The sequence below is a fragment of the Actinobaculum suis genome, assembly GCF_900102025.1.
Classification (GTDB): domain Bacteria; phylum Actinomycetota; class Actinomycetes; order Actinomycetales; family Actinomycetaceae; genus Actinobaculum; species Actinobaculum suis.
Window position 1 is genome coordinate 24,928 of record NZ_FNAU01000013.1, and the last position, 11,994, is coordinate 36,921.

Annotated in this window: 10 protein-coding genes; 6 read left to right on the plus strand and 4 right to left on the minus strand. The window is 54.0% G+C overall.

Going from position 1 to position 11,994, the window contains the following annotated elements:
- Positions 1 to 28 precede the first annotated feature (28 nt).
- The 6 genes from BLT47_RS07215 to BLT47_RS07240 all read left to right on the plus strand — a co-directional run bounded on the left by BLT47_RS07215 (position 29) and on the right by BLT47_RS07240 (position 7,182).
- Complete coding sequence (locus BLT47_RS07215) at positions 29 to 1,399, plus strand: MFS transporter (RefSeq protein WP_074663263.1); 1,371 nt, start codon at positions 29 to 31, stop codon at positions 1,397 to 1,399.
- 29 nt (positions 1,400 to 1,428) lie between these two features.
- On the plus strand, positions 1,429 to 2,607 hold the full coding sequence (gene rhaI, locus BLT47_RS07220) for an L-rhamnose isomerase (protein ID WP_065415461.1): 1,179 nt from the start codon (positions 1,429 to 1,431) through the stop codon (positions 2,605 to 2,607).
- A 40-nt stretch (positions 2,608 to 2,647) separates the two neighbouring features.
- Positions 2,648 to 4,165: a rhamnulokinase gene (locus BLT47_RS07225; protein ID WP_074663266.1), complete on the plus strand. Its 1,518-nt coding sequence runs from the start codon at positions 2,648 to 2,650 to the stop codon at positions 4,163 to 4,165.
- A 218-nt stretch (positions 4,166 to 4,383) separates the two neighbouring features.
- Complete coding sequence (locus tag BLT47_RS07230; RefSeq protein WP_074663269.1) at positions 4,384 to 5,205, plus strand: class II aldolase/adducin family protein; 822 nt, start codon at positions 4,384 to 4,386, stop codon at positions 5,203 to 5,205.
- A 184-nt stretch (positions 5,206 to 5,389) separates the two neighbouring features.
- Complete coding sequence (locus BLT47_RS07235) at positions 5,390 to 6,247, plus strand: sugar O-acetyltransferase (RefSeq protein WP_256332577.1); 858 nt, start codon at positions 5,390 to 5,392, stop codon at positions 6,245 to 6,247.
- 212 nt (positions 6,248 to 6,459) lie between these two features.
- Positions 6,460 to 7,182 carry a GntR family transcriptional regulator gene (locus BLT47_RS07240; RefSeq protein ID WP_049620433.1) on the plus strand — a complete coding sequence of 241 codons (723 nt, stop codon included), beginning with the start codon at positions 6,460 to 6,462 and terminating at the stop codon, positions 7,180 to 7,182.
- Positions 7,183 to 7,302: 120 nt separating this feature from the next.
- On the opposite strand, the gene BLT47_RS07245 is transcribed toward BLT47_RS07240, so the two are convergent.
- The 4 genes from BLT47_RS07245 to BLT47_RS07260 form a co-directional block, all read right to left on the minus strand.
- Complete coding sequence (locus BLT47_RS07245) at positions 7,303 to 8,244, minus strand: sugar phosphate isomerase/epimerase family protein (RefSeq protein WP_256332578.1); 942 nt, start codon at positions 8,242 to 8,244, stop codon at positions 7,303 to 7,305.
- A 55-nt stretch (positions 8,245 to 8,299) separates the two neighbouring features.
- A complete protein-coding gene (locus BLT47_RS07250) occupies positions 8,300 to 9,079 on the minus strand; it encodes an SDR family NAD(P)-dependent oxidoreductase (protein ID WP_074663272.1) in 780 nt (259 codons plus the stop codon).
- 32 nt (positions 9,080 to 9,111) lie between these two features.
- On the minus strand, positions 9,112 to 10,596 hold the full coding sequence (locus BLT47_RS07255) for an MFS transporter (RefSeq protein WP_083330158.1): 1,485 nt from the start codon (positions 10,594 to 10,596) through the stop codon (positions 9,112 to 9,114).
- Positions 10,597 to 11,135: 539 nt separating this feature from the next.
- Positions 11,136 to 11,993, minus strand: a complete 858-nt coding sequence (locus tag BLT47_RS07260) for a phosphogluconate dehydrogenase C-terminal domain-containing protein (protein WP_074663278.1) — start codon at positions 11,991 to 11,993, stop codon at positions 11,136 to 11,138.
- Position 11,994 lies beyond the last annotated feature (1 nt).

Below are 11,994 nucleotides of genomic sequence, written 5' to 3' on the forward strand. Positions count from 1 at the left end.
AATCACTAAGAAAAAGATAAGGGAGGCGATGGTGTCTCTAACTAAGAAGAAACCGCTTCGTGGGTGGAAAGCTACCGCCGCGGTTTCAATGTCAAACTACATTGATTCGGGATCGATTATTGCGATCGCGACCTCGCTAGGTTTCTGGCAGGCCGCGTATTTTCCGGGAGATGATGGAACAATTGCGGGCTGGCTCGCGGCAGTAAGTTCCAACGCCTTCGGGGCAGCCGTAGGTGCCCTGATTGGCGGACCCCTATGCGATAAATATGGTCGGAAGGTGATTTACACCTGGGATTTACTTATTTATGCCCTAGGTGGCTTGATTATTACTTTCGCGAGTAACCTTGGCATGCTTTTTGCTGGGTTCATCATTATTGGCTTGGCTGTAGGCGCATCAGTGCCGGCCGGTTGGACATATGTAGCCGAGTTCGCGCCCACGGGGCAACGCGGGCGGCATATTGGCGCTACTCAGCTGGCTTGGTCGGTGGGGCCGTTTATCGGCTTTGGCTTGGCTGCGGCCTTGGCCCCGCTGGGGCTGCTAGGAAGCCGGATTATCTTCGCGCATCTCGTAGTAATTGCGCTAATTACTTGGTATATCCGGCAGGGGCTCGAGGAATCTGCAGCTTGGCAGAAGTCTAAGGGTGGTGAGGAAGCCAAATCACCATCGGTATTCCGCTCTATGCGCCTGCTTTTCTCGCACCGAGCTAATGTTACGGCGCTGCTTTTCCTCGCAGTCATCTATACCTGCTGGAACCAAGCAGCATCACAGAATGGTATTTTCCTGCCCACTATTTTGAACTCGATGGGCTATAACACTATCCAGGCGGACCTCTTCTCTATGCTCAGCTGGGGAGTAGTGGTTATATCTACGGGAATCTTTATGCTCCTGGTGGATCGAATTCCTTACCGTATCCACTACTTCATTGGTGGAATTTTGGCGATTATCGCCTGGATCGGGCTCGTATTCGGCCCTTCGGATCAAGGCTGGGTAGCCTTCTTCTACGCGATCGTATGGGGCCTTTCCGCTGGCCCCTCGGCACAAGCTTTCTACGCAGTATGGTCCCCAGAACTCTTTGCCACGCCTTACCGGGCCGGCGCACAGGGGATCGTGTTCTTCTTGGTCCGGCTCGCTTCCGGACTGATTTCCTTGATCTTCCCGGTCATTCTTCTCAAGCCGAATGGTCTCATGATCAATGGCCTCATTCTTATTGGTTTCCTCTTGGTCTCCTTGCTTGTCGGCACAATTGGCGCCCCGAAGACGCAAGGCAAGCCGCTCCGCCAGATCGAAATTGAGCGCTACGGCCACGTTGTATCTGAAGAACTGCTACAGCACGAGGAAACCGAGCTACCGGCATCAGCAGGAGCCAAAGAAGGTTCCGCGTCCGGGCAAGAAAAATAAGGCCGGAAGGCCAGAAAGGTTAGATAAAAATGGTGGCATTGCGAGATCTGAGCGCCGAACAACGGCGTCTCCTAGATGAACAAACAATTGAATTGCCGAGCTGGGCGTTTGGAAACTCGGGAACGCGATTCAAAGTCTATGGCACCCCGGGAACGCCGCGTGATCCGTACGAAAAAATTGCGGATGCGGCGCAGGTGCACAAGTACACGGGCATCACTCCCCGGGTATCCCTGCATATTCCGTGGGATTTGGTTGATGATTACGAAGATCTCCAAAACTATGCAAAAGAGCAGGGAGTGTCAATCGGCACCATCAACTCGAATGTTTTCCAAGACGACGCCTACAAATTTGGATCCCTCACCAACAGTGACGAAAGTGTACGGCAAAAGGCGGTAGACGCGCATCGTAAGTGCATCGACGTCATGAATAAAACGGGTTCTTCCACCTTGAAGATTTGGTTGGGAGATGGCACGAATTACCCGGGCCAAGATTCGATGCGGCGCCGGCAAGATACACTCGCGCGGTCCCTGGAAGAAATTTACGCGGATCTTTCTGACTCCCAGTATCTGTTACTCGAATACAAGTTCTTTGAACCGGCCTTCTACCACACGGACGTACCGGATTGGGGAACCGCGTTAGTACAGGTGCAGGCTTTAGGTGAACGCGCCGTGGTCTGCCTTGATACCGGGCATCATGCACCGAACACCAATGTGGAGTTCATTGTGATGCAACTTTTGCGGGCGGGACGTTTGGGCGCCTTTGATTTCAATTCGCGTTTCTATGCCGACGACGATCTCATAGTCGGTTTGGCAGATCCGTTCCAGCTCTTCCGGATTATGCACGAAATCGTCAGCCAAGGTGCTTTGGATAAGGATTCAGGCGTCAACTTCATGCTCGACCAGTGCCATAACGTCGAGGAGAAAATCCCGGGTGAGATCCTTTCGGCTCTCACTGTGCAGGAGATGTCCGCGAAAGCTTTGCTGGTGGATCACAAGTTGCTCCGCCAGAAGCAAGCGGAACACGACGTGTTGGGTGCTAACCAGGTACTCATGGATGCTTTCTACACGGATGTGCGGCCCATGCTCGCGCAGTGGCGGGAAGAGCGCGGGCTGAACCCCGATCCAATGCGTGCTTTCCAAGAGTCCGGGTATCTGGAGAAGATCGCGCAAGAACGCGTTGGTGGCACCCAGGCCAGCTGGGGAGCCTAAAGCACCGCAAAAGCGCGAAGAAATGGGGAGTGAAAGACTTATGACAACGTGGCGCGTGGCCGGAATTGATCTGGGCGCATCCAGTGGGCGCGTGATGGTAGGGGTTTATGACGGTACACGCATCCACCTGGAAGAATGCCATCGATTTCCGAACCGAGCCGTGCCCATGCGCGTACCGGAAACAGATAGCAACCGGGAAAATTACCAGGATGCGGATCCGCGGAGGGGTACGCAAGCCGTAAGTAATAACACCGAACTGTTTTGGGATGTGCTCTATCTGTGGGCGCAAGTGGGCCGCGGGCTTAAGCTTGCGGCCCAGGCGGGGCCCATTCATGCCGTGGGCATAGATACTTGGGGCGTGGATTACGGCAGGTTTGGGGCAGATTCCCGGTTATTGAGTTACCCCTACAGCTACCGTAGTGATCGCACGGAAGCTGCCGTGAAACAGGTACATGAGGCGCTTGACGAAGTAGCTTTGTATCGCGAAACTGGCACCCAATTCCAGCCGTTCAACACTATTTACCAGCTGGTAGCAGATACCGAACTGGCTACGGCAGATGCCTCCCAATGGGCGGCTTTGTTGCCAGATCTGTTGGCGTATTTGCTAACCGGTACGCGCGGCTGTGAAGTAACAAATGCTTCTACAACCGGGATGATAGATCCGCGGACGCGGAACTGGAACCAGCGAGTTGCTACGAAGGTACAAGAGCTGACCGGGAAGAACATCGGCCAATATTTTGGGGAACTGGTAGAGCCGGGCTCCATTATTGGGAATATTCCTGATGGGCTCGGTGGTGGCGAGAAGACCGGTTCGAAACAGGTACCGGTGGTGGCCGTGGCAAGCCACGATACAGCTTCCGCGGTAGCCGCAATCCCTGTCACACAGCGCTATGAGACCGGGGAAACCTTTGGATTTATCTCCAGCGGGACTTGGTCTTTGGTCGGATGCGAATTAGAAGAGCCGGTTTTGAGTGAAGCTTCCCGCGCTGCGAATTTCACCAATGAGTTGGGGGTTGATAAGACCGTCCGGTATCTCAAGAACATTATGGGCTTGTGGGTGGCACAAGAATGTGCCCGTGAATGGGAAGTTACCAATAACTGGGAGGAACTAACAGTCGAAGCTCGCCGGGCTCCTGCCGGGCGCACCATCCTCGATATGAGCGATCAGCGTCTGCTCGCCCCGGGCCCGATGGTGCGCAGGCTTGCGGCCATGGCCGAGGAAACCGGGCAACCAGTGCCGGTTACCCGCGGGGAGATTTTCCGTTGTGTATGTGAGTCCCTAGCGGCGTCGTACAAAGAAACGTTCCAGCAGGCAGAAAAGCTAACTGGAAAGAGAATAAGGGAGATCTACATCGTTGGTGGAGGTTCCAAGAATAGCTTCCTCAACCAACTCACCGCGGAAGTAACGGGAATACCCGTAATCGCCGGGCCTGCCGAAGCCACGGTGATGGGGAATATAGCGGTGCAACTACAGGCCATTGGAGCGCTGCCACCAGGCTCGGAAACGCGGCGGGATCTGATTGCCCGCTCGGTACCAACTATTCGTTACGAACCATAGTTTCGTAAAAGCGCAGGTCGGTTAATCACACCAAAGTGTGATCATGATGGACGATTATCCACGACGGCGGCATGGTCTCGTTGGCTGATTGTTCATGCGATAGGCGACACCGTTTACCGGCTAGAAAACCGACCGTCAGAAGGCTACGTGGTCACAAAACTAACTGATACCTACTACAACCGACACCTACTAAATAAACAAATAGAAAGCAATAGAAAATGACGTACACATCCACAACGAGTGAGATTTTGGAACAAATGGGGGCGGCTGGTGCACGGCTGGACCATTTGGCGGCAGTAGAAGCGGGTGCAGGAAACATATCGGTTGCCTGCAAGAAACAACCAGAAGGGGTGGAAGAAATATTTCCCGTAGTGGGCGAGTTGGAATTGCCGGTGGCAGTTCCAGAGCTGGCTGGCTGGACGGTGTTTGTTACCGGCTCGGGGTGCCGTTTGCGGGAGATTAAAGACCGCCCGAAGGAGATCGTTTCGGCGGTGATTCCGGATGCAACGGGCAGGCGCGCGGTGTGGCGCCGCGCTCCGCAAGCAACTTTCACCAAGCCGACCTCGGAATTCAATTCGCATTTGGGGGTACACGCAGATCAGGTTGCCCGCCGGAAAGTGGAGCATCATGTGCTGGTGCATGGGCAGCCGCCGTATTTAACACTTCTCTCTCACCTGCCGGAACTCTCGAATGACAAGGCATATAACGAGGCAATTTTCCGGTGGGAGGCGGAAACTATTATTCAGGTGCCGACGGGCGTAAAATTCTTGCCCTTTATGATCCCGGGCGGGGAAGAACTCGGGCAAGCGAATATTGCGGGGCTGCGGAAACATACTATGACCATCTGGGCCAAACACGGGCTTATGGTGCGTTCTGATATTTCCCCTATGGATGCGGTGGATAAGGTTGAGTATTTGGAAGCTGGGGCTACCTATTATTACCGGCACCGTTTGCTTGGTGAAAACGCCGGGGGAGGTTTGACGAAGGAGGAGCTACGCGGAGTGGTTACAGCCTTCAATATTGACACTACTTTAGTGTAGAACCCCGCCCGGCTGACGTTTTGAAGCTTCGGGTTGGCGCGGGACTTGGATCCGTAACGGTAGCATGTAGGCGCATAAACATAGTGGCGTCCTTCCGTAACCGATCCGGAGCTTAGGCGAGCAGGTGACGAAGCTGTACTTCGCCGGGAGTTGTGCGGCGTCGGGATGTGACATCATGGAGCTCATGACAAGGCAACCCGATGCCGCACCGGGTTTTAACCCGGCACAGAACGCGGAACCGCACGGCTACACGGAACCTCATGGCTACGCGGAACCGGAACCTCACCGTTCTGGCGGAACAAGAAACCTTCCCGAAGGTAGCGCGCCTGCCCCGAAGGGCGATGCTACTGAACGGGGAGACCTTCCTGAAGGCACCCCTTCACCAATGTGGGAGCGGATGGTGGCCGGCAAACTTTACAACGCCGATGATCCTTTTATGGCCCGGGTGCGCCAGCGGACCCTCGCGCATCAAGAACAGCTGAATCTGCTGAGCCCGCATCGCGAAGAGGAAGTGTATGCGCAAGCTTCGCAGTTGTTTGGGCATCTGCCGCGGTCTTCGCGGGTCTGCCCGCCTACCTACTGCGATTATGGGCAAAATACGAGTTTCGGGGAGAACTGTTTTGTGAACGTCGGCTCGGTGTTCCTGGACGTAGCTCCGATAACCATTGGGGATAACGTGATGATCGGCCCGCGGGTCACGCTTACAACGGCTTCTCATCCGATTCATCCGGCGATTCGTAACCGCGGGCTCGAATATGGTGCGCCGATCACCATCAAGAATGGGGTGTGGCTGGGTGCTTCGGTAACGGTAGGCCCGGGCGTGACGATCGGAGAGAACTCGATCATTGGCGCTGGCGCGGTAGTAATGCGCGACGTTCCGGCGAATGTAATTATGGTGGGAGTGCCGGCGCGCGTGCTCCGGCACATAGACGATTCTGATTACGAACAAGCCCTCGCCGACCTAGCCGCATATGAAGAAGAAGTGGGCCCGGTACCGGGCTGGCGCGAAGAAGCTAAAGAGCGGGGATATGATCTCGCGTAATCTCGCATAATCCCACACCGAAGGTCTCGGGACTCCCACCCTTCTTTCTTAGTACGATAGATAAGGTAACCAACCGGGAATGTTCCACCTCGCGATTGATTGTGTTAACAAGCGGTAAGCTTGTATGTAGTCCTGCGGCCGCCGCGGGGCACCTGCCGGTTTACGTGCGCGGAAATTCCTAGGGTAGCTTCAGGGAGATAAGAAGGAATACGGTGGCATCGGAAAGCCTAGAAAAAATTGATCTACAGGGCGAAAATGTTGCCCTGCGTGACAAGGTTTATGACGAGTTGCTCAAACTCCTTATCGCCGGCAGGTTCGCCCCTGGGGATTCGCTAAGTATTGACGGCCTCTCGCGCGTTTTCGGGATTTCGCAAACGCCCGTGCGGGAAGCGTTGGTGGAAGTGGAGCGGACTGGGCTGGTGCGTCGGGAAGCTCGGCGCGGATATCGGGTGGCTGAACAGCTCACCAAGAAAGAAGTAAACGACCTGGTGGAAACCAGGTTGCTCCTAGAAATACCGGCCGCGAAAAAGGCGCTGAATAGCGAAGGCCCGCTAATTGCGGATCTGAACGAGGCATTAAAGGCGCACCGGGAAACAGTGGATCTCATGGAAAAGTACGGCGACGATGCGGATCTCGAGCTCATCTTGCGGTATTTTGACGCGGACTGGAAATTTCATGAAGTGATTTTGCAACATGCCGATAATCGCTACCTGGAAGCGGCAGTAAATTCGCTTTCTTTCCAAGTGCATCGAATGCGGCAGACTGTGGGAAGCGGCATTTCGGATGGGCGCTACGCGGTGAAAGAACACGCGCGTATCGTGAAAGCTTTCGAAAGCGGCAATGAAAGCGCCGTGGCGGATGCTATGTGTACCCACTTGCAGAACGTTTTATTGCGTTCCGAGCACGACGCCGAAATCATAGACGAAGAAGAATAAAAACCAGCCGGCCCGCGTACTGAAGCACGCAGACCGGCTGGCTTGGTTTTGCGTAGTACCCAGCGGCCTAGTCAACTAGGCCCACTAGGATAACTAGGTCCCGTTTGTTTCCTTGGCCCTCTACTTTTGATCGCGGAAAGTGCGCAGAGCACCGCGCAATACTTGGCGAATATAGTCGCGGTTGGCGGCGCCGACGGCAAGCCAATCCGAACCGTAGTGTTCTACCATGAAGGGCCCGTTGAAGCCGAGCTGGATAGCGCGGCGAATGAGCTGACGGTAGTTCATGGTGCCGATTTCGAGCGGAACCGGGGCAGACATATAACTTCCGGTAGCCGGATCTTCATCGCGAATGTAGTTCTTGGCATGCCAGTAGTTTGCGTACGGGAACACTTTTTCATGCATTACGTCGTACTTTTCCATCGGGCGATGTAGCCGGATCAAGTTCCCAATATCGGGGTTGAGGCCCACTGCCGGATGGTCCACATCCTTGTAGAAAGAAACCGCATCGTCCGGGGTTCCCACATAAGTATCCTCATACATTTCGAGAGATACCTGCATGCCAACTTTTTGGGCATGATCGGCGACTTCGCGCACGCGTTCGATAGCGAGGTCACGAAGCTTCGGATCATCCTTGTGCCCATCGGCAAGCCAGAACCACAGTGCATCTTTTTGTGCCTGGGTGAGAGCCTGCTGGAACCCAATATTGATAATGGTGGCACCCAGCTCGGCTGCGCGTTCTATGGTCCGGTGGATCATTTGCACGTTCTCCGCGCCACGATCCACATCTACCACGCTCTGCCGGCCGATAGACACCGCGGGTACCGACAGGCCGTTATCCTTGGCAACCTTCTGGAAAAGTGCGAACTGTTGGTCGTCAAGATCTGCGAGCGGAATCCAGTCATCCATCGGGTCCATGGCGTCAAAACCAAATTCAGCTACTTGTAGCATTTGGTCTTGCCATACCCGCTCTCCGGCATCAACCGTAAGCGTTCCCTCTTCCGTGAGGGGCCCAAAATTCATCTTGGCCGCAATTGGCCACGTATCGGCGGTGTAAGAAGTCACAATAAACCTTCAATCGTCAAAACATTATGTACAAAAATCAGTTGTGGAGCATCTGTTAGCGCATGTGCTTGCCGCCATCAACATTGATGGTGGCCCCATTTACGAACGATGCCTCTTCGGAGAGCAGGAAGTTGACTACAGCTGCGATTTCCTCGGGCTGGCCAACACGGCCGAGCGGAATATTTGAAGACATTCCTGCCTTGCGCTCATCAGTGAGCTTTCCACCCATGATTTCGGTGTCGATAGGTCCGGGGCAGAGCACGTTGCAGGTAATGTTATCTGGGCCGAGTTCGCGAGCGCCGCCACGGGTTAATCCGATAACGCCTGCCTTGGCCGCGGCGTAGGCGATCTTGGAGAACGTGCCGCCGCCATCGAATGCAGTAATCGAGGAGAAGTTGACGATTCGGCCCACCCCGGTCTTGCGCATCAGGTTTGCCGCATAGCGCATCATCAGCATCGTACCGGTGATGTTTACGGTGAGGGTGCGGTTGAAACCTTCCACCGTCGTTTCCACTAGCGGTGTGGGGTCGGCAATCCCGGCGGGGCTGGCGAGTCCGGTTAGAGGCGGGAAGTTTTCGTCAACGTAGTCGAAGAGAGCTTTTACTGCTTCTTCATCCGTAATATCAAGGGTGCGTCCTTCGATTTTTAGGTCCGGGAACTCCTTTTGTAGTTCTTTTCCAAATTCGACGACGTCGTCAAGGATATCCACGACCACCAAATTGGCGCCTTCTTGTGCAAGTCGCTTAGCAATCCTGCGTCCGATTCCTGCGGGTGCTCCGCATCCGGAAACTACTGCGGTGTACTTTTCCGGAAATGTACTAGCGATGGCTGTCATTTCAGTTCTACTCCTACTTAATGGTGTTTTCTTTATCGGTTCTCGCCCGGTTGGGGCGAAGCTGGGGCTGTTTCAGGTTGTGAATCAGCGAATTGGGTTGTGGGCGTAGCGCTGGATTGCGTTTCCACTGCGGGTGTCTCGTGATCGACCAGAGATTGTGCGATCTTCTGTGCTTCGATTTCTTGTGGGGAAGCCTTGAATAGCCGCAGGCCCAGCACGAGCAGGGCGCCAATGAATCCAGCGGCCGCCAGAACTAGAAGCCCAGCGGTTTCGTTTGGAGCATCAGGAGTGCCCCATACGGATTCAGAGGCCCATACGCGCAGATTCGGTGCAGCCCAGCCGCCCAGATTTCCAATGGCATTGATAAGCCCGACTGCGCCGGCGAGTGCCGCTCCCGAAAGATAACGGGTTGGCAGCTGCCAGAAGATTGGCTGGGCGGATACGAAGCCGATAGCTGCAATCGAGAGCCCGATAAGGGATGGGATTGCATTGTGAATATTGAAGGCGGATATGGCAATGCCAAAGCCAGAAAGGAAAAGCATGGTTCCTGTTGCGAGCGCGTAACGGCCCGTGCGGTCTGCTAATCCGGGAATAATAAGCACGCCGATGAGTGCAACTGCCCAGGGAATAGCGGTAATCAGGGAAGCAACAAATCCTACGCTTTGGCCGGTAAACGTGGTTACTTGCTGGGGCAAGAAGAAGGTTAGCCCGTAGACGGAAGCCTGGATGCAGAAATAGATAAGGCAGAAGTAGATAATCCGTGGGTGGATCAAAGCCTTCGTCCAGTGTAATGGCTCAGCTTCTTCCTTCGACGCCTCTTCGAGTTCAATTTGCCGTGTTAGCGCGTTGCGCTCCTCGGGTGTAAGCCACTTCGCGTCCTTCGGACGGTCTGTTAGAAGGAAAGGCACAAAGAAGCCGAAGACGACGGCTAGAGCGCCTTCGACAATAAACATCCATTGGTGACCCTGCAGATTCAGGAAGCCATGCATTTCTAGCAAGCCTCCCGAGAGTGGATTGCCGATCATGTTTGCCAGGGGTAACCCCATGTAAAACAGGCCGGTGGCCCAACCTCGTCTGGCGGCGGGGAACCAATAAGTCATATATGCGATTGCACCCGGGAAGAACCCTGCTTCTGTTACGCCCAGCAGGAATCGCAGAATGTAGTAGCTGGTGACGCCATTAACCAGGGAGAATCCCATCGCGACAATGCCCCAACTGATCATGATCCGAGTCATCCACCAGCGCGCTCCGACCCTATGCATAATCAGATTGGAAGGCACTTCAAATACGGCGTACCCAATGAAGAATAATGTGGCACCGAAAGCATAGGCAGCCGTGGAAATGCCGGCATCTGCTTCCCAAGCTTTTTGTGCCCAGCCAATATTTGTCCGGTCGATAAACGCAATAACGTACATTATCAACAGGACGGGGATAAGTCTTTTACTTGCCTTGGATACAGCGGAAGAGACTAAACGCGGATCTGGTGTTTTTGTCGCCGAGGCAGTTTTTTGAGTCATTTTGTACCTCCCAAACCTGAAATCGTCAGGCTACGTACGAAAGTCTTTGAAGAGCGAGCGAGAGAAATACTGTAAACCCTAAGTAAAAACGAGTTTTAATCTCCACGCCCTAGTGATGTGCATGAGCGCCGTCGCTCACATTGAAATATATCCTATAGGATCTACGATTTTACGCAAGCAGGCAATGTGAACGAAAGTTAAGAAAGGGGGTTTTAGTGGCGGTTTGCTGTGAATTTGCACCGTTATGCATAACCAGCCTGCCTTTCTAACAGTGCTATCAGAGTGGGTGCCAGAACGCACGGGAGTATAGGGCAAGGAATCTCAACACCTGAGTTTTGTACATGTTTGCAATTTCCCCCAGTCGCGGGTAGTCCGGGAAGGATCTAATTTCGAAAGACGGATTGCTGGGAAGAGGGAAATCGGTGTACCAGTGGGAAAATTTATGTAAAACAAAAACGCGGGGTCTACCAGTGCATAACACACTGGTAGACCCCGCATCTTTGGCAGGAGTTTATATTTCCTTAGTAGCTGCTAGCTACTTAGCGTTCAATCTTTTCTAGACCAAGCATCTTGGCAAGCACGTTATCTAGATCTTCGTCCTTGAAAATGTCCTTCCAGTTCGGGTTGATAACGGTTTCACGTCCATAGTCCATTGCCAGCAAACATGCATCGGAGAAGGGGTTCGAACCACGCAGGCCGTTGGTCAAAGCGATCCAAATATGTCCGTAAGCCATGGCTTCTACCATTTCGGTGCTCATATCCGTCTGCTCAACCGTGTAGTCAATGGCATCCCGCAGGAATTGGCCAAGCATGCAACCCAAGGTTTCAGCCAAAGTGGGTTCGAGAACTGCGAGGTCATGTACGGAACCCCAGTGCACTTTAATTACCGGCGCGAACTGGTTGGCAATTACCTCTTCAGCAATTGGTTGCCACTTTTCGGACGGTGTGTGCATGGCTGCCACTACGTGTTGTGCGGCGGCCTGGCCACCGAAGGTATCAGCCCATTCTTCCTTCGTGGTGCGTTCCAGGAAGAGAGAAGGATGGCAGGGGTGGCAAACTACGTAGGTGATTCCCTCCCGCATATACAAAAGATTTGCGTAGGCGGCGGCCGGATCAAGGGTGAGAACTACAGAGTCTTCCTTCTGCAGCGGCACGTATTGTTCCGTGATCTTGCCGAGCAGCTTATCCGGTACCGCATACACAACTACATCTGCAGTTGGCAATACCTCTGCCGGTTCGGAAAGCGTGCGGCCGGCTTCTTCGACGTTCTTACGGCCCTGCTCGCCAGAATCTACGAAGCTTACGGTGTACTCCGGAATGTTCTGCAGATTCGGAGATACACGCATGCCCATCTTGCCACCGGCACCTACAACGACGATGTTGAGTTTAGTTGCCATA